Annotated in this window: 19 protein-coding genes; 9 read left to right on the forward strand and 10 right to left on the reverse strand. The window is 61.3% G+C overall.

All coding sequences use genetic code 11. The features are described from left to right. Positions 1 to 75: 75 nt before the first annotated feature. From EEB12_RS16860 to EEB12_RS16870, 3 genes are read right to left on the reverse strand one after another with little or no spacing between them, the layout of a single operon-like run. Positions 76 to 1,260, reverse strand: coding sequence for a winged helix DNA-binding domain-containing protein (locus EEB12_RS16860; protein ID WP_141488168.1), 1,185 nt, complete (start codon positions 1,258 to 1,260; stop codon positions 76 to 78). Continuing rightward, positions 1,260 to 1,901, reverse strand: a complete 642-nt coding sequence (locus EEB12_RS16865) for a histidine phosphatase family protein (RefSeq protein WP_141488169.1) — start codon at positions 1,899 to 1,901, stop codon at positions 1,260 to 1,262. The genes EEB12_RS16860 and EEB12_RS16865 overlap by 1 nt, the downstream gene beginning before the upstream one ends. Positions 1,902 to 1,914: 13 nt before the next feature. Continuing rightward, entirely contained in the window at positions 1,915 to 3,330 is a 1,416-nt protein-coding gene (locus tag EEB12_RS16870) for an FAD-binding oxidoreductase (RefSeq protein ID WP_141488170.1), read from the reverse strand. 142 nt (positions 3,331 to 3,472) lie between these two features. On the opposite strand from EEB12_RS16870, the gene EEB12_RS16875 reads away from it, so the two are divergent. Then, positions 3,473 to 4,372 (forward strand): LysR family transcriptional regulator, encoded by a 900-nt coding sequence (locus EEB12_RS16875; RefSeq protein WP_141488171.1) that lies wholly within the window; start codon positions 3,473 to 3,475, stop codon positions 4,370 to 4,372. Between the two features lie 22 nt (positions 4,373 to 4,394). On the opposite strand, the gene EEB12_RS16880 is transcribed toward EEB12_RS16875, so the two are convergent. Then, positions 4,395 to 5,474, reverse strand: a complete 1,080-nt coding sequence (locus EEB12_RS16880) for a helix-turn-helix domain-containing protein (RefSeq protein WP_229756694.1) — start codon at positions 5,472 to 5,474, stop codon at positions 4,395 to 4,397. 9 nt (positions 5,475 to 5,483) lie between these two features. After that, entirely contained in the window at positions 5,484 to 6,455 is a 972-nt protein-coding gene (locus EEB12_RS16885) for an alpha/beta hydrolase (protein ID WP_021333307.1), read from the reverse strand. Between the two features lie 93 nt (positions 6,456 to 6,548). Between EEB12_RS16885 and EEB12_RS16890 the strand changes: the two genes are divergently transcribed. The 3 genes from EEB12_RS16890 (at position 6,549) to EEB12_RS16900 (ending at position 9,008) form a co-directional block, all read left to right on the forward strand. Next, complete coding sequence (locus EEB12_RS16890; RefSeq protein ID WP_070385071.1) at positions 6,549 to 7,142, forward strand: hypothetical protein; 594 nt, start codon at positions 6,549 to 6,551, stop codon at positions 7,140 to 7,142. A gap of 159 nt (positions 7,143 to 7,301) precedes the next feature. Then, positions 7,302 to 7,730 (forward strand): YciI family protein, encoded by a 429-nt coding sequence (locus EEB12_RS16895; protein ID WP_007735729.1) that lies wholly within the window; start codon positions 7,302 to 7,304, stop codon positions 7,728 to 7,730. Between the two features lie 3 nt (positions 7,731 to 7,733). Further along, positions 7,734 to 9,008, forward strand: coding sequence for an RNA polymerase sigma factor (locus EEB12_RS16900; RefSeq protein ID WP_046379563.1), 1,275 nt, complete (start codon positions 7,734 to 7,736; stop codon positions 9,006 to 9,008). 15 nt (positions 9,009 to 9,023) lie between these two features. Here EEB12_RS16900 and EEB12_RS16905 read toward each other — a convergent pair whose 3' ends face one another. Then, the gene (locus EEB12_RS16905) at positions 9,024 to 9,437 is read right to left on the reverse strand and encodes a hypothetical protein (RefSeq protein WP_046379562.1); all 414 of its coding nucleotides are present in this window, start codon (positions 9,435 to 9,437) and stop codon (positions 9,024 to 9,026) included. A 152-nt stretch (positions 9,438 to 9,589) separates the two neighbouring features. Here EEB12_RS16905 and EEB12_RS30515 point away from each other — a divergent pair, with 152 nt between their 5' ends. From EEB12_RS30515 to EEB12_RS16920, 4 genes are all read left to right on the forward strand, one after another. Then, complete coding sequence (locus EEB12_RS30515; RefSeq protein WP_175470379.1) at positions 9,590 to 9,760, forward strand: hypothetical protein; 171 nt, start codon at positions 9,590 to 9,592, stop codon at positions 9,758 to 9,760. A gap of 76 nt (positions 9,761 to 9,836) precedes the next feature. Then, positions 9,837 to 10,508 carry a TetR/AcrR family transcriptional regulator gene (locus tag EEB12_RS16910; protein WP_081051136.1) on the forward strand — a complete coding sequence of 224 codons (672 nt, stop codon included), beginning with the start codon at positions 9,837 to 9,839 and terminating at the stop codon, positions 10,506 to 10,508. Between the two features lie 144 nt (positions 10,509 to 10,652). Further along, on the forward strand, positions 10,653 to 12,086 hold the full coding sequence (locus EEB12_RS16915) for a lipase family protein (RefSeq protein ID WP_181447546.1): 1,434 nt from the start codon (positions 10,653 to 10,655) through the stop codon (positions 12,084 to 12,086). A gap of 153 nt (positions 12,087 to 12,239) precedes the next feature. Further along, entirely contained in the window at positions 12,240 to 12,938 is a 699-nt protein-coding gene (locus EEB12_RS16920; RefSeq protein WP_060937762.1) for a type 1 glutamine amidotransferase domain-containing protein, read from the forward strand. Positions 12,939 to 13,036: 98 nt separating this feature from the next. On the opposite strand, the gene EEB12_RS16925 is transcribed toward EEB12_RS16920, so the two are convergent. The 3 genes from EEB12_RS16925 to EEB12_RS16935 are packed head-to-tail and all read right to left on the reverse strand — an operon-like array spanning position 13,037 to position 15,881. Next, complete coding sequence (locus EEB12_RS16925) at positions 13,037 to 14,341, reverse strand: HNH endonuclease signature motif containing protein (protein ID WP_141488172.1); 1,305 nt, start codon at positions 14,339 to 14,341, stop codon at positions 13,037 to 13,039. A gap of 56 nt (positions 14,342 to 14,397) precedes the next feature. Next, on the reverse strand, positions 14,398 to 15,252 hold the full coding sequence (locus EEB12_RS16930; RefSeq protein ID WP_141488173.1) for an alpha/beta fold hydrolase: 855 nt from the start codon (positions 15,250 to 15,252) through the stop codon (positions 14,398 to 14,400). Next, positions 15,249 to 15,881, reverse strand: a complete 633-nt coding sequence (locus EEB12_RS16935; protein WP_258537277.1) for a TetR/AcrR family transcriptional regulator — start codon at positions 15,879 to 15,881, stop codon at positions 15,249 to 15,251. The genes EEB12_RS16930 and EEB12_RS16935 overlap by 4 nt, the downstream gene beginning before the upstream one ends. A 68-nt stretch (positions 15,882 to 15,949) precedes the next feature. Here EEB12_RS16935 and EEB12_RS16940 point away from each other — a divergent pair, with 68 nt between their 5' ends. Continuing rightward, entirely contained in the window at positions 15,950 to 17,383 is a 1,434-nt protein-coding gene (locus EEB12_RS16940) for an amidase (RefSeq protein ID WP_141488174.1), read from the forward strand. On the opposite strand, the gene EEB12_RS16945 is transcribed toward EEB12_RS16940, so the two are convergent. Next, on the reverse strand, positions 17,380 to 18,018 hold the full coding sequence (locus EEB12_RS16945) for a DUF5701 family protein (protein ID WP_141488175.1): 639 nt from the start codon (positions 18,016 to 18,018) through the stop codon (positions 17,380 to 17,382). The genes EEB12_RS16940 and EEB12_RS16945 overlap by 4 nt on opposite strands. Positions 18,019 to 18,028 lie beyond the last annotated feature (10 nt).

Here is an 18,028-nt window from a genome sequence, read left to right on the forward strand (position 1 = left end):
TTGTCGATGGTTGCCTTACCGCCCATGGATGGCGTCAGCAGAAAGACCAGCTAGAACAGTGTTCTGGTTACGTCGTCAAGGCGTAGCTGCAGCAATTCCAACCGCTTGCTTCATAGCCTGCGAGACATAACCGGTGCCGATCTTGACGCCACCCAGCCACTCGGTCAGGCGAACTGCCTCGGCGTCGAGCGCCCGTTGCGCATCCGCGGACACGGATTCGAGTACTCGAACGTGGACCACTCCGGCGGCGTCTTGGATCCAGCAGCCCACGACACGACCGTCGACCCAAGCTGTGGTGCCGGCGTTACCTCGGGTGTCGAAGAGTTGGTTGCGGTGCGGGCCGAGATAGAAGTCACGGTTCTTCCACCCCATGATCGTCGGGTCGAGCACCGGTAGGAGTGCCACCCAAGGACCTGGATCAGACACCGTGGCGACGTCATCCGGTAGTAACCAGCCGGTGTCGCCACTGTCGAGTGAGACTGCAACGGCTTCGAGTTCGGCGAGGGCGGCCCGGACGACCGTCTTGGTCGAGCCCAGCCACCAGACGATGTCGTCTTCCGTCCCCGGTCCGAAGGAGTGGAGCCAGCGTCGGACTATTTCTCTGTATCCGTCTGCAGATTCGAGATCGGTGGGGGCGTCGTCGAGCCAGTGTCGAGTGAGAGTCCACAGTGGGCGTGAGACGGGGAAGCGGGCGGTGTTGTTGCCGCGCATGATGTCTGCGGTCGCCCCGAGGTGCGTGAGAACCCTGGGTGCCGACCAGATTTCGCCTGCCGAACCCTCGACCTTGACGTCGATCATCGGTACTGCCTGACGGACCTCGAGTGCGGAAAGTCCTTCAGGGGCATCGGTGAGCAGTGTCAGAACCTCCGCCCGCGCGCGATCGAGCCAGTCGTTGCCGTCGACGGCGATTCCGGCCTTGACGACATCCTTGGCCATTCGTGCGCGCTCGGTGTTCGCGACGCGGGCGGACGCACTCGACCACGCGGCCGGCAGCAAGTCTCGGGGAAAGGTGAAGAGCGTGCGGCGCATAGCCAATTGCTTCACGAGACTGCGTTGGTCGTACAAGGCGTTGTCGACGTCAGTGGCGTCCAATGACCGAACCCTCGCCCAGCAAGACAGATAGACAGTCGCTGATTCGGTGGCGTGCAGTACCGTCATCGCCCGCGTGGCAGCTTCCGGAGAATCGACGCGGAACGAAGGCGCCAGCGCGTGACGTACTCCTATGCGTGCACGGCGTTCGTCGTCGGAAACATGGCGCATCAGGCCATCGTGCCACAGGCCAAGTGCGTCGTATCGGCTAGTTGCGCGAGAGTTCGATTGCGCCAGTAGTCGTCGTGTTGGAGATGTGTGATGGCCCCGGGCGTGGTCGCGAAGTTCGCAAACCCTGTGGCTTCGACGGGGATCTGCAGCCAGGCGGAGACGACGAATGTGTGTGCAAATCCGTGTGTTACGACGATGTGATCGTGATCGAGTTCGGTCATCAGTTCGCGAATGCACTCGCCGACCCTTGATGCGATGTCGCGGCGGGTTTCGGCACCGGCAACGGGGCCACGGTGATCGAGGCGGTTGTTGTCAGGAGCCGGAACCTGCCGCTGGGTCAGCCACGAGTTCGGGCGCCCTTCGGCTTCTCCGAAGCTGATTTCGCGCAATCGAGAGTCTGTTGTCGCCGGAACATCGAGTGTCCGGGCGATGATCGCGGATGTCTCGGCGCACCGTTCGAGGTCGGAAGAGGTGATGCGGATCGGGCGCGAAGTTCCTGTGCGTCGACGTTTCAACTCTTCGGCGATCAACTCTGCATCGCGCCTGCCGGCGGGCGTGAGAACCGAATTGTGCCAACCTCCGACGATGTCCTGTGCTGTGTGTTCGGCATGAGGATGAGTGACGACGTAAAGATCCTGCACGAGACCCCTTTTGTTACCCGACCGTTTCGGGCAACAGTATTCCAGGATTGAGGATTCCACGCGGATCCCAGGACGATTTGATCAGCTTCATGGCGGCGATGTCGGTTTCCGTGCGCCCCAGCGCTATCCACGGTGACTTCGCGCGACCGATCCCGTGCTCGGCGCTGATACTTCCGTGATGGGCGGAGACGAGTTCGAAGACCGTATCGGTCAGTTCGTGGGCGATGCTCGGTTCGGCGTCAAGAAGATTCACATGGATATTCCCGTCGGCGAAGTGTCCGAACAACATTGGACGCACATGGACGAATCGTTCGGTGAGTACTTCGCGGAGGCTCTCGATGAACATGCCCATCACGGACAAGGGGACGGAGATGTCGAGTTTGACCACCGGAGTCGTCGATGAAGCGCTGATGCTTTCGGTATGGCTTTCTCGCAGAGTCCACAGCTTTCGAGCGGGGCCAGGCTCGACTGTCGCGTCCTCGATGAGATCGGCAGAGGCGGAGAGAACTTCGAGGAGTGACTCTTCCGTCTCGCGCGGCGATGACACCTCGATCAGGGTGTACATCGGTGACGGTGTTCCGAACGGGCGACGGGCATCGGTGTGTGCGCAGACGAGGGAGATGCCGTCGTCGGTCATGATCTCGGCGGCCTCCACGGTCAACCCGCTCTGGCGCACTCGATTACACAGCTGCAGCGCTTGATCGACGTCGCGCACACCCGCGAGCACGACCTGGGTGTCGGTCGCCGGGGTGACCAACTTCATCAGGACCTTGGTGACAATCGCGAGCGTTCCCTCACTGCCCGCAAGAAGCCCTGGGATGTCGTATCCGACATTGTCTTTGACGAGTGGAGTCCATCTACTCAGTACCGAACCATCGGCAAGTACTGCCTCGATCCCGAGTATCTGTGCCCGTGTATTTCCGTATCGGACCATGCGGGTACCACCGGCGTTGGTTGCGACGATGCCGCCGAGGGTCGCGGATTCCTTTGATGCCAAATCGATTCCGAATCGGAGGCCGTGTGCGGAGGCCGCCAGGTCGGCGCGAGCGACGGTCACGCCCGCACCGGCCGCGATTGTCCGGCCGATGGGGTCGACGGTCTCGATCGAATCCAAGCGCCTGGTGCTCAGCACCACTGATCCAGCCGACGGTATTCCGCCACCGACCAGTCCGGTATTTCCACCTTGTGGGGTGATGGGAATCCCGGCCTCGAAGCAGGTCGTGACGACGGCGGACACTTCGGCGGTGTCGGCCGGACGGACCACAGCTATTGCGTCACCGATCCAACGTCCCGTCCAGTCGCGTGTGTAACCCTCGATCAGCTCTGGATCGGTGAGGACGTGCGCTTCGCCGACGATCTCTGCGAGGGCGTCGAGGAACCTCGCGTCCGTTGCAGGTTCGCGTGCTTCGACGAGTGTTCGGGGGCTCATGTTCAACCTTGTGATCGTTCGGGGGACAGTTTTTTCGGGAGGCGAGCGGTGGAACAACCTGCACTCGATCCTCCGACCTCAGGTGATGCGCTGTCCAAGACCAAGTAGTGACACCACCATCTGTTCTTCTTATAATCACCGTATGAACCTGCAGCGCGCACGCTATCTGATTGCTCTGTCGGATCACGGCAGCTTCACTCGCGCCGCCGCGAACGTCCACGTGGCGCAATCTGCACTCAGTCAGCAGATCAAGGTTCTCGAGCGCGAACTCGGAGTTCCTCTGGTGGACCGCCGAGGTCCGCAGTTCACTTTCACCGACGCGGGGCGGGTAGCGGTACGAGAGGCACGCTTCTTGCTCGGGTGCGCAGACCGGGCGGTCGAACGAATTCGATTGGCTGCACGCGGTGTGGACGGGGAACTGCGCATCGCGTACACCCGGTCGTGGGCGGGTGGCGCCGTCGGGGATCTGGTCAGCACTTATCGCAAGCTCTATCCAGGCGTCGAAGTTGTCGTGCACCGGGGCACTTCGGCGCAGACTGTCGACCTCGTCCGAACCGGAGCCGTCGACATCGCGGTTGTGCGACCGCCGCTCGATGACGACGATCGTGAACTTCCCCTGATCGTCCTCGACACCGAACCTATCCTGGTCGCCGTTCCCGTGGATCATCCGTTCGGGGATCGAACGACACTCGAACTCGGAGATCTGGTGGACATCCCCGTCGTATTCTGGCCCGAGGCGAATGCGCCCGGGATGTATTCGCGTACGCTCGAACAACTTTGGCCCGACAGCGCTCCCAATATCGTTCGATTCGAGGCTGACGACGAGCAGGTTTTGCACGCCGTCTCGGACGGGGTGGGAATTGCGCCGATCCCGCAGGGGCGGGCCCGGATGCTCCGAATCCCGGGTATTCATCTGTGTGAGATCGCCGGTATGCAGCCGACTCTCGAAGTTGCCGTGACCTACCGTCCGGACAACCCGAATCCCGCGCTTGCACCCTTCGTTGCGCTCGCCGAACGCGAAAGATCGTCAACCACTGTGTAGCACAAGTGATGCGCGGTGGGCCCTATCCGCCATCGAGGACCAGCATCATGGCCGTTGCGCGTGCCCGGTTCTCGATGGTGTCGACGTGGAATCCGACGTGCTGGGACAGCTTCGCCAATCGGTGCGCGACGCTGCTGTGATGAAGATGCATGGAATCGGCTGCGGCCCTCAATGTTCCGGATTGCAGGTATGCCCTCAAGGTTTCGAGTAGTTCCAATCCCTGTTTGGTATCGCCGATCTCTTCGGCAAGAACCAGATCCGGTATTCGCGAGTGATCGATGTGTGATCCCGGTGCCAGGAGGTTGAGGGCGCCGAGATCGTCTGCGTTCACGATCGGTGTTGTTGCTGACGCCTGTGCACGAGCGAATCGTGCAGTGCTGAGTATTGTATTCACTTCGGAAGCGGAAGCAGCCAAAGATATTCCGGCGCGAATGGATGACGACAGTGCTGACTCGGACAGCTCGGGTGTCGGTGCAAACGAACCCGCCACGAGATTCAGATACTCGCCATCAGCTTCTATCCCAACAGCTTTGCCAGGTGTGCAATCTTGCGAAATAACAAGGTGTGCAGTGCCGCCGGCCGTGTCTGAGACTGCCTTGGTTGCCATGACGCGGACTGGGGTTTGGGGTTCGATACCGAGACCGGCGCAGGAGGTGAGCACCGCGAGTTCATCCATCGGGAACAACAGATTTCGAGTGTGCTCGGCTTCGGTAGGCAAGCGTCGGGGTTGCAGGATTATCGCCGCGGTCAGGGCCATTCGGTCGACGAGCATTTCGTCGAGCGGCAAGTGCGCACCAGGACGCTCGATCCATACTTTCCCGAGAACCTCGTCGTCTACAGCGATGTCCCTGGCCATGCTCGGAGGGAACTGGGGTTCGGGCGACCATCGGCCGCGTGGGTCACAACGGCGCAAATTCTTCTTGCTTCTACCGTGTTCCACGATCTCGATACCTACAACGCAGTCCGCCAACTGCGCGCTCGCGCGAAGCAGAGATGCGGTGTCGGAGCCGTGCCGCACGAGCGTGTCGAAGTAATCGATGACACGTACCAGGCCTGCCGAGTCTGCATCGAGCTCGGCAAGCCGGTACATCAGTCCTTGCATCTCGCAACGCTACGAGACAGGCGACAGCGAACGCAACCCTCTCCGGAGCGCAGTGAGGGCTTCGGCGGCACTTCTTTCGCTGACTGCTGCGGTCGCCACTAGTGCCGACCCGTGAAAGGTTCCGGGGAAGGAGTGCAATTCGACGCTGACTCCCGCATGCAGCAGTCGAAGGGCGTATTCGATTCCTTCGTCGCGGAGCGGGTCGAGTTCCATGGTGGACAGGTAGGTCGGCGGCAGACCGGTGAGGTCGGTCGCCCGGGACGGCGCAGCGTAAATGGAGACGTCAGGATCTTCGGGACCTGAATACGACTCGCCGAGGTAGTACTTCCACGACAGGATGGCGTTGGGGCGGTGCCACAACGGTGTGTCGACGAAGTTCGTCATCGAGACAGTCGCCAGACGGTCGTCGAGTTCAGGAATTTCGAGGAATTGGAATGCCACGGGCACAACGCCCTCGTCGCGGGCTTTGAGGACAGTGCCTGCGGCCAATCCGCCGCCTGCACTCTGCCCGCCCACTGCGATGCGGCTGGGATCGACCCCCAGTTCCTCGGCATGGGCGTGGATGTAGAGGAGTGCGGCGTAGCAGTCGTTGACGGGACCGGGAAAGGAGGTTTCGGGGGCGAGGCGGTACTCCACGTTTGCAACGGCGAATCCGAGTTCGCGCGCTACCTCGACACAAAATGGATCGCTGGACTCAGCGGTGCCGATTGCAAATCCGCCGCCATGGATCCAGAGCAGAACGGGGACAGGGCCGGCGGTGTTGTCCGGGGTGAAGAAACGAATCGTGACTTCCGGATCGCCGTCCAGGCCAGGAGCGGACAGTTCCCGAAGCGAGACTCCGTCGAATGGCAGGTCGGCCAACATGGCGCCGATCAGAGCGTCGTAGGTGGCCCGCGCGTTGGGGAGGTCAGCGAAGTCCACCTTCGGGAGCATGGTGAGTGCTGCGGCGAGTTCGGGGTCGAGAGTGGGGAATGTTGTCATGCACTCATCATCGATCCTGAATGTGGCCTACGTCACCAGTGGTTTGTAGGAAATCGGAAAGTCTTCTTCCGACGCGCGTCGGATCTCCCTAGGATGACGCCGGTGGACAGCGTACATCTCGGGGTGGGTTCGAGCGATTCGGAAGTTGGGTCCAGGATCGGTGGACGCCCGCCGCAGGTTTTCGCTGGTCAGCCGATTTTGCAGACGCATGAGTATCTCTTGACGCTCGAGGCGCACACGGCTTCGTGGCTCGGTGCGCGAGAGCTTTCCGTCTTCATCCGTCGGGGATTCTCCATCGGCGACGACGACCTCGAATACCCGGACATCGGGTTCAGTGCAGTCCTGCACCCGCCGTCATCACGAAGTGCGGAATCGGCCGGCACTCACGAGGGCCTGGGGAGCGCGGCGTTGGTCAATCTTCCCGCAGACGACGAAGTGATGCCGTTGGTGTTGATCGCGCCGCAACCGGTACTCATACAAAATGAACCGTCCTACGCCGATACCGTCGAGGCGGACGGGCATCGCTTCCTGTTCCAGATCAATGAAGAGGGATGGCCGGTGGTTGCCGAGCCGCAACCCGAGTTCGTCGAGGAATACCTGTTTGGCTACGGCTCGGTGTATTTCTACGGGAGCGCTGACGCGGCCGGGCACGCCGTTGAAGTCGTGCCAGGATTTCTCGATTTCTGAGCTGCCAGACGACCTTTCTGCCGATACCGTGGGCAACGTATTCGACCGGCGGATTTGTCCTTCGAAAATTAGTTTCGGAAGTTTGTCGATCGGCGTCTTTGCCGTTCGACGTGTAGGCAGAGGGACCGAATGAGCGGTCCACAAACGAAGGAGATTCTCATGAAGTACATGCTGATCATGCGTTCCACCGACGAAGCCATCGAAGCATCCAAGGACATGGACTTCGACGAGATCATCGCCGCGATGGGGCAATACAACGAATCCTTGATCAAGGCCGGTGTGCTGCTGGCGGGTGAGGGATTGGCGATGGAGGAGGGATTCATCGTCGATTTCGAGTCCGATCCGCCGCTGGTCTCCGATGGCCCGTACGGCGAGACGAAGGAGTTGTTCTCGGGATTCTGGATCATTCAGACGTCGACCAAAGACGAAGCCTTGGAATGGGCGAAGCGCTGCCCGCTCGGGCCGGGAAGCAAGCTCGAGGTGCGCCGCGTGAGCGAGATGTCGGACTTCGATCAGGACAACGAGTACATCCAGAAGGAAGCCGGCTGGCGCGAAGAGCTCGGTACCGATCGTCCGGTCGCAGGCTGAACCATGACCGACGAGGCGGTGCGAGAAGAAACGAGAAAGGCTGTCGACGCGGTCTGGCGAATCGAATCCGCGAAGATCGTCGCCACGTTGACTCGCACCGTCGGAGATCTTGATCTCGCCGAAGACCTGGCAGCGCAGGCTCTGCTCGAAGCTGTCGAGCAGTGGCCTGCCACCGGCGTTCCCCGAAATCCCGCTGCCTGGCTGACTTCCGTTGCGACGCGTCGAGCAATCGACGGGTGGCGACGACGTGAGAGGCTGGACGAGCGCTACGCCCACTTTGCGCGTGAACTCGAGAACGACGCTTCGCATTTCGACGACGTCAGCTGGGATCCGGATCGGATCGACGACGACGTCCTCCGGCTGATGTTCATCGCCTGTCACCCGGTGTTGAATCGAAAAGCGCAGGTGGCCTTGACTCTTCGGGTTGTGGGCGGGTTGACCACCGAAGAAATTGCGAAGGCGTTCCTGACGCCGACCGCGACAGTTCAGCAGCGGATAGTGCGTGCGAAGAAGGCGTTGACCGCTTCGAAAGCGGTTTTCGAAGTTCCAGGACGAGAAGAGTTTTCGAGCAGGTTGAGCGCCGTCCTCGGAGTCCTGTACCTGGTGTTCAACGAAGGTTATGCAGCCAGCTCGGGGGACGAGTGGATGCGGGCGGACCTCAGTGCTGAAGCTCTGCGGCTCGCGCGAATACTCGCCGAATTGGTCCCCGGGGAATCCGAGGTACACGGCCTTGTCGCGTTGATGGAGCTGACAGCCTCGAGATTCGGCGCTCGGACAACCTCGACAGGTGAGCCCATCCTGCTGGCGGACCAGGACCGGACTAGGTGGGACCGCCTACAGATCTCGCGTGGGCTTGCGGCGCTGGAACGAGCTGACGCCGTCGGGCGTGGACGTGGCCCGTACGGTTTGCAGGCAGCGATAGCCGAATGTCATGCGCGAGCAGCAACTTTCGATGACACCGATTGGAAGAAGATAGTCATCCTCTACGAGGCGTTGGCGCAACTGGCCCCATCGCCCGTGGTCGACCTCAATCATGCGGCGGCGGTATCCATGGCATACGGTCCTGGCCCTGCGCTCGAATTCGTCGACAAGCTTGTCGCTTCAGGTGAATTGGCCGACTACCACCTGCTTCCCAGTGTTCGGGGGGAGTTGCTCAGTCAGCTCGGCCGATCCGAGGAGGCTAGAACCGAACTCCTCGAAGCAGCGAGGCTGGCCGGGAACGAGCGTGAGCGTGCAGTATTGGTCGCGAAAGCAGATGCGCTGCTGTCGGATCAGTAGTCACACGCTTGGTAGTCAGGGCTGAGTCGGATCATCGTTCGGCACCATGGGCGGCATCCCGACCCCGTAAGGATCGAGCATGTCCGATACACGTCGACCCCACCGTTCATGCGCGGACTGACGGGTCATTCCGGCAGCGCGGCCGATGGTTGCCCATGTTGCGCCGAATCTTCGCAGGCTCATGACGCTTGCCGTCGAATCGATGCCTGCGGCGAGCTGGATCCGGAAACTTGCCAACTGCCAAGCCATCTGACGCTGCGCCGGGATGTCGGTGTCCTGTTCTGCCTCCCATTCGGGGCTGCCAGGTAATGGATCCGTTCCGACAATCTTGTCCGCCTGCGCGCCGGCCTCGGCGATTCCGGCGTTGACCGTCGAAGTTGCGGCGGTCTCGATCTTTGCGGTCAGGGCGGTCTCGATCAGATCTTGCATAAGAAATTCTCCATTCGTCAGGTTTAGCCTGACAGTTTCAATCGAATGTTGTCAAGAGATACCTGACTGATTCCATTTGATTAATGCCCGATCTATTTGTGTACTATCTAAATGGCCTTCGGTTCTGTTGGCCGACGTCGAAGGGGTTGCTGGTGAAGATCGTGGTTCTGTCATTCCTGATGGCGCTGACCTTGATGACGGTCGGGATCATCGCGGCGCGCAACTGCAGCACTCGACCTGCCGTGACCGGGGCAGTTACTGCGGCGTCGACGGTTCTTGCTGCCGCCTGGACACTTTTTGCCGTGGCCTTCGTACTGGCCTGATCGCACTTCGGCGTGAGCGCGCCAGCGTCGGCGACTGAACTGCGCAGCAGGTCAGGTACGTTTTGTCTGCAGCGCGATGCCGCATACCCTGGCAGGCGTGGCAATTGCTGAAACAGACAGGAACTATGGAGGAAGGTCGGTCGCGGCACGCAAGGCCGAGCGCCGTTCCCTCTTCTTGAATGCTGCTCTCAGTGTGTTTGCCGACAAGGGGTATGCCGGAAGTTCGGTGGCGGATATCTGTGCGTCCGCGAGTTTGGCCAGAAGGCAGTTCTACGACGAGTTCGGTAGCCGCGAGGATCTACTCCTGGCGCTGTATGACCAGATTCAACTCGACGCCAGAATTGCAATGGTCGACGCACTCGACGCGGAGCCTTCGGTCAATCTGCGGGACAAGGCAGCAACGGCCATGGCTGCCTTCGTCGAGTCGGTCGGAAGTGACCCGCGACGTGCACACGTTGCCTTCATCGACGTCGTGGGTGTCAGTCCTCGAGTGGAAAAGCATCGTGTGGACCAACGTTCGGTTTGGGCAACATTTTTCGAGTCGATCATCAAAGGGATTGTGGGCGACGATTACGAACCGCCGGGTGGTTACCGGTGGGCGTCCACTGCCTTCATCGGTGCGCTTACCGCGCTGGTGCACCAGTGGAGCACTACGGAGCCTCGTCCCCCTGTGTCGGTACTGGTGGATCTGATGACGGTGCTCCTGAACGCGTTGATTGACGACGCGCCCCTTCGTGCCGGCGAATAGGTCACGAACACCGGGGATTGTAATCCAGCCCACAACGCTCTACTCTCGTCCTCAATATGTTAGACACTCGCATCTAACTTGTGCGCCCGTGATGAGAACTGCGGCAACACAAGGCAATCTGTGCTTTTTCGGGGAGGAATTGGTATGGGACGACGCTGGACAACTGACCGACAATGCGGGGGCTTCGCGATTGCCGTGATTGCAGTAATCGGGCAGATCGCACTTTCGGCACCTGCCTCAGCGGCACCGGACGGAGGTGTTCCTACCCAAGTTCAGGTCCAGCCTGCCCTGCCGCCTGCGGTTGCGCCGCTATTGCCTGCGCTGGACCAGGCCTTTTATGAACCGCCCGCCGGGGTCGTCGAATCCAAGGAGCCGGGTGAGATCATTGCCGCGCGTACAGTGAATCTCGGTACTCTCAATCTGATTCCGACCAATGTTGATGCGTGGCAGATCTCCTATCGTTCCAATAACGCTGCGGGTGAGGCGATTCCGGCTGTCACCACAGTGATCAAGCCTCGCGGCGACACTCGCGACGGCGGGCCGCGTCCGCTGCTGTCCTTTCAGATGGCCGAAGACTCGCTCGGAAGTTACTGCGCACCTTCGTATGTCATGCAGCAGGGCGCATTGCCGTGGCTGGTGACGGGCGCTGCCACTGGTGGGGCGCAGTTCCTCGAAGTGCAAGCGGCGCTGGCGCAGGGCTGGGCACTATCGGTGCCCGATCATCAGGGGCCGAATTCTTCTTTCGCGTCCGGCCCGGTAGCCGCGCGGATCACGCTCGACGGTATTCGTGCGGCCGAGAACTTCGAACCCATGGATCTGCAAGGTCGGTCGACTCGAGTAGGGCTGCTCGGGTACTCGGGAGGGTCGATTCCTACTGGTCACGCGGCTGAAATACGGCGCACCTATGCCCCGGAACTGAATGTCGTCGGAGTCGCCGAAGGCGGTGTTGCAGCCGATCTCGGTGCTTTGCTCGACAATGCCAACAACGCTCTAGGGGCCGGGATCGTCGCTGCCGGTGTCATCGGAGTGAGCCGAGAAGATTCTGAACTCGCAGGCTTCATAGATCAGCACATAAGCCCCGCCGGCCGAGCGCTTTTCGCTGCCAAAGACAACCTGTGCATGCTCTGGACGTCGGCTGCCGTGCCCTTCCTCAACATCAAAGGTTTCCTCGATGTACCGGGAGATCCCGTCCAACATCCCACGGTGAGAGCCGCGCTCTCTCGAGCTGCCATGGGTAAGTCCGTTCCTGACGTGCCGATGTACATCTACCAGTCGAATCCCGACTGGTTGGTGCCTGTGGGCCCGGTGAACAAACTTGTCGATACCTATTGCCAAGATCCTTCTGCGAGTGTCGTTTACACCAGAGACCACTTCAGTGAGCATGTCAGCATGGAAGTCGTCGCATTGCCGAGTGCTCTGCTGTGGCTTCGTGATCGGTTCGCCGGCGTCCCGGCCCAACAGGGGTGCAGCACCTTCGATGCTGGATCGATGGCGCTTGATCAGAGAACGTGGCCGGTCTGGGAAGACGCAGTGGGCGAACTTGTCGCAGGCCTGTTCGGCAAGCCGATCGGAAACTAGCGGGGGACGTGATGTTGTGGTGAGGAATTCTCCCAGGGGCAAGGTGTTGCACTGACTGGACGTTGTTTCACTGATCGGGCCTTGACAATGGAGTCTTGTCACAACTGGCTTCTTGTCACAATTGGGTTCCTGTCACCGACGAAAGGTTGCGCGATGACAAAGCTGTTGTTTGCAGTCACTTCTGCAGATCACTGGACGCTGAACGACGGGACAGCCCACCCAACCGGATACTGGGCGGAAGAACTGGTCGAGGCGCATCGCGTTTTCGTCGAGGGCGGCTACGACATCGTGATCGCGACGCCTGGCGGTAAAGCCCCCGTTGTGGATGAGGGAAGCCTGGCGCCTGAGGTCAACGGCGGGCAAGAAGGCGCTGATCGTATGCGCAAGTACATCGCCGATCTGCAGCCGGTGCTGGATTCGCCGGAGATTCTGGAGAACGCCGATGCTGCCGACTACGACGTGGTCTTTGTGCCAGGTGGACATGGACCGATGGAAGATCTTGCAGTGTCGGCATCCTTCGGCGAGCTTCTGGTGAAGTTCTTGGACGCCGACAAGGTGGTTTCGGCGGTCTGTCACGCACCGGCGGCACTTCTGCCTGCCCAGAGATCCGATGGAAGCTGGCTGTTCGACGGCTATCAGCTGACGGCGTTCACCAATGAAGAGGAGACGCAGGCTGGTCTGGCGGACAAGGCTCCGTGGCTGCTCGAAACTCGGCTACGCGAGTTGGGCGGCAAATTCTCGAAGGCTGACGCCTGGTCGCCTTATGTCGTGGTGGACCGGAAGCTATACACCGGCCAGAATCCGGCTTCGTCGAAGCCGCTCGCCGAGCGGATCGTCGCCGACTTGGGCTGAACGATCACCGGCTAGGCCTGAGCACGGCTTTCGGCACCGCATCGAGGACTCCTTCGATGCGGTGCCGGGCCGTGTTCTGTTGTGCCTGAGGTTCGTCCTCAGGTTTTGAAGGTGGTGTTCGCCGGCCGCGGGTGCTGCTGCGGGTCGATCGAGGGTGGTGGGATGAACCACGGTTTGTTGTCGACGCCGATGCGGATCACCCACTTCCCGACGAACCCGGCTTTGCGGTGCATCAATCGATGATGTGAACGGCACAGTAGGACAAGGTTGTTCATCACGGTCGGGCCGCCGTTGGCCCAGTGCCGGATGTGGTGCGCATCGGTCCACGCGGGAACACACGCACAACCAGGGAACGCGCAGCCTTTGTCCCGGGCGATCAACGCCACGCGCTGCTCCGCAGAGACCAACCGTTTCCCGGGTTTCGCATCCAGAGGCGCGCCGTGACCGTCGAGCAGCACGGTCGAGAGGAAACAATCACACCCGAGAAGCCTTGTCTGCGACACCGACAGCGGCCCCAGCCAGGGCATGTGCCCGACATCGAGATCCGACACAGCCACAGCAACACCATCGGGCGAGGGGGCGGCGGCGCAGTCACAATGCTCCGCCAGATCGCGGGCGTTGATGTGCACGTTCACATGCGGACGCTGACCACCATCGACACCGGTCTTCGCGCAGTCGAGGTAGCGGCGAATCAGTTCGGTGAACCCATCCGCCGTCCGCTTCGCCGCCGACCGAGAATCCGGAGTTCCATCCGGTGCCGGGGTCGGCATCGTCAGATTCGACAACGCCGACAGCAACATTTCCCCGGTGAGAGCATCGAAATCCCCGCGCACCACCACCCGACCATTCAACGTCGACGCGATCCGCAACTCATTCCGATCCACATCTTCGGCGGGCGGAATCTCATCCGATTCGAAGATTCGCTCCAAGGTCGCGATGACGTTCCGGACTTTCGTGGTCGTCGCTTCCACTCCGGACGCGGCCGCCAACAGTAGGTCGATACAGCGAGGGAGCGCTTCGTCCGGCATTCCCTTCGGTGGTGATTCGCAGAACGCCACGATCAACACGGCATGCTCGAACGAGCAGTCCCCGACATCGAACCGAGCAGCCACCGCGGGAAACGGCCGTAGCGCTGCACCGAGGGCGGCGATCTTCTTCCCGTCCCGGATCTGCAGCATCGTGTTCGCCGCCAACCAGGACCCCACTCCGCGGCTGGCAATCACCTGATCATCCGGGCGCATTGAGAGTTCGTCGACCACCGCCACCCGAACAGCCTCGAGACGAAGAATCTCCGCGCTCGCCGACACCGCAGCAGCACGCAACTCAGAAGCAGGCAACCGCCACAGGCGTGCGCGCAACCCCACCGCAGAACCCGACACCACATCCGACAACAGAACACTCATTGAATCCCCCGATCCCCACCCCCAACAATACTCGAACATCAGTTCGAGTCAAGAGGTTATGTGAGGGCGCGAATGAGTGGAGTGGGGTCCGCGACTACGAACAAATGGCCGCCCCCGCTGACCTCTTCGAAGCGAGAGTGGGGGATCATCGAGTGGGCCCAGCGGGCAACTTCGATGGGTACGTTCCTGTCATTGGTTCCGTGCAGGAAAACCGTTGGTACCGAGATGGATTGAAGCAACCCTGGCATCTCGTGGCGATACCGAGCCAAGTCGACAACCCCTGCGGATCCGCCCTGTGCGATCCCTTCGGATGAATCCAATTGGAGAGCAGGGCGATGCGACTCGTCGGTCATGACGGCCTGATCGGCGGCCGGCCAGATCGAGACGGAGTCGCTGCGCAACTTGGAGAACACTCCGGTTCCCGCAAGCATTGCGCCAGCCATGCGGGGAGCCCAGTTGGCGGCAAAGTACAGCGCGGATACCAGTTTTATCCTGCGCCGCAAAGTATCTCGTGGGGCTCCGGGAATCATGGCGCACGCCAGCACCAATTTCGAGACTCGTTCGGGTACGGCCGCAGCGACTGCGAGCGCGTAACCGCCGCCTCCGGAGAAGCCCATCAGTGCGGCCGAGTCCAACTCGAGATGATCGATCAGAGTGACGTAGTCGTCGTCCCAGGAATGAAATCCCTTGTCCGTGTGTGGATCTGTGCGCCCGAAACCGGGACGATCGGGGACGATCAGCCGTAGACCCGCCGTCGCAGCCGCGTTGTCGAGTGAGAGCCCCTCGTATCGGCTGCCAGGTGATCCATGAACCACGACTACCGGCCGGCCAGTCGGATCGCCGTACTCGCAGAACGCGATACGGCGCCCCGGGGTGCCACGAATTTCGGTTGTCGCCACGCTACTTGTCATGTTGTGCTTCCTCGCTGCGCGATCGACGCCACGCCATCCAGAATGAGCGTGACTCCGAATTCGAACCTTCGGGCGGGATCGTGATGAAGCGCGAACACCGATGCCTCGCGTCGATCGGCGGGTGCATTGTCGAAAGCTCCGCGTCCCAATTGAATTGCGACGTGTCCGGTCACGAAATCATGCACGGCGCCGTATGCGTAAGTGGCCTGTTCGTCATCGAGGCCGGCCTGCGAAAGCGCTCGCACGACTCGGTGGGCGGTATCGTCGGCACCGGGTGCTTCCAGCGATGCCTGCCGATGGGCTTCCAGAACGAGGGGATGCCTCATCAGAAGGTCATGTAGACCGTAGGCGAACGTGTGGGCAACCCCGCGCCAGTCGGTCGGCCAGTCGATCGACGAGACGGCTTCTCCCACGAGGGTGGAAATCAGGTCTCGCCTCAGCGCGTCGATGCCGCCGGTAGTGCGGTGGACGGACATCGGCGATATGCCCAGTCGCTCGGCGAGCACTCGAAATGAGACCGCGTCCAGGCCGTCCGTATCGGCGATCTCGGCCGCAGCATCGAGTATCTGTCTGTGACTCAATGCTTTTGGTCGACCGGCCCTTGCAGAGCCGACGGATTCGGATACCATGCTGACAACAATAGCGATACGCGTATCGAAATTACAAGTGCCGATTGACCTACAAGGAGTGCTGCCCCATGACTGATCTCCATCAATTGTCCGCTGTCGAACTCGCCGCAGTGATCGCCGCGAAGCAGGTCTCGATCCCCGATGTGGCACGGTACTTCGTCGATCGTGCGACCACTTCCGATGACGTGGGTGCATTCACGACGATCGCCGGGGAACATGCGATCGAACTCGCCGAGCAGGCCCAGCGCAGGTTGGACGCGCGGGACGCCGGACCGCTTCCGCGCCTGTTCGGCGTCCCGACGGCTATCAAGGACCTCGACGCGACTCGCGGCATCCGCACGACCTTCGGATCGGCGCTCTTTCGGGACTTCGTGCCGGACGCCGATGACGAGATCGTCGAGGCGATCCGAGAAGGTGGTCTGATCGACATCGGCAAGACGACGGTGCCCGAGTTCGGGGCAGCGTGTTACACCGAGCCGGAAGTTGCTCCGCCCGCGCGCAGTCCGTTCGATCGCACACGCAGTGCTGCCGGTAGCAGTGGTGGCGCCGCGGCCGCCGTCGGCGCTGGTCTGGTGCCGTTTGCTCAGGGAAGTGACACCGCCGGTTCGTTGCGTTCACCGGCAAGTACGTGCGGAGTCGTGGGCCTCAAGCCGAGTCGCGGTCTGATCACGATGGGGGTGGCAGGTCACGACAACTTCGGTTTTGCGAGCAAGGGGCCGATCGCCCGAACGGTTCGCGATACCGCTGCACTGCTGGATGTTCTGGCGACGCGACCTGGCGCCGGGACGATTCACCCGCCCCGGCCGAAGTCGTTCGAAGAGTTTGTCGTCCAGGCAGAAGGGTCGCACTCTCGCCCCCTGACCGTCGCCCTCGCTCATGGCTCGGTATCCGGCGGTACGGTGGACCCACGAGTCTCCGAGGCGGTATCGAGGGTGGGCGTTGTTCTGGAGAGCCTGGGACACAACGTATTCGAACGTCCTCAGGTCCGAGACACCGCCTTCGTCGATGCCTTCACCACGATGTTCTCGTCCTTGGCCGGCACCAAGCCCATTCCAGAAGAGTACGAACACCTTCTCCGTCCGATAGTGCAGCACTTACGTGTTCGAGCGAACGAAGTGCCGTCGGGCGATCTGGCCGCGGCAATCGGAGTTGTTCAGGCATGGGCGCGGCGGTGGAGCCTGGATTACGCCGACGCTGATCTTGTTGTCACTCCGACGGTGACAACACCGCCGTTGGCAGTCGGTGAGCTACGCAATGACGAAGACCCCGCGACCGAACTGATCGACATGGTCGCTTTCACGGGAAACACCATCGTCGCCAACGCAACTGGATTCCCGTCGATCAGCTTGCCGCTCGGTTGGACGGAAGACGGTGTTCCACTCGGCGTGATGATCTCGGCGAAATGGGGTTGCGACGCAGAATTGCTCTCTGCCGCTGCAATGCTGGAGAACGCGATGCCGTGGAAGGATCGATACCGATTCGACCGCGCAACCGTGCTCTAACCCGGGAGCGACGTCCGCCCGCCGGCCGATGCAAACCCCAACCACGTGTGGCGGTTACCCCACCAACACCACCCGACTTTCGGGGCGTTGCGGTTGTCTTTGCCGTCCCGGCCGGTTCCGTTGCTGATCCACACAGCCGGGGTTCTGGTGTCGAAAGTTCCGTCAGGCTTACGCAATCGGGAGCCGATCGTCATGAAGCACTTTCCGCGTTCGAGGACGTCGGGGCGCTGCAACAGCCAGTGAATGCCTTCGGTGAGGGTCAGCGGCGTACGGTCGGCATCAACGATCGCGGGAAGTGCTTCGTCCGGGCTCCAATTGGCCAGGTGATCCCCGCGGTCGACTTCACCGAGCAGATACATCGCGGTATCAGGCAACGCGGCCGGCTCGGTAGGAGCGAACAGATCGACGTCGGCCATGTCGACGACAATGAAGCCCCGCTTGTTCTTGTGCTCGAGCAGGGGAGTCAAAATGGAAGCTGGAGCGAGTTTTTCGTGCACGGTAAGCAGTCCCACCTCACCTTGTCCGGCTGCGGCGGCTGCCCTGACGTCGCCGGCAGAAAGCCCGGCCATCTCGTGTACCCCGAGTTCGATCAATCGTTCGGCCTGCTGATCGATGGGCGGGAGGTCGAAGTGCATACCTGCGATC

Origin of the sequence: Rhodococcus sp. WS1 (assembly GCF_003797745.1) — a bacterium.
Lineage (GTDB): Bacteria > Actinomycetota > Actinomycetes > Mycobacteriales > Mycobacteriaceae > Rhodococcus_F > Rhodococcus_F erythropolis.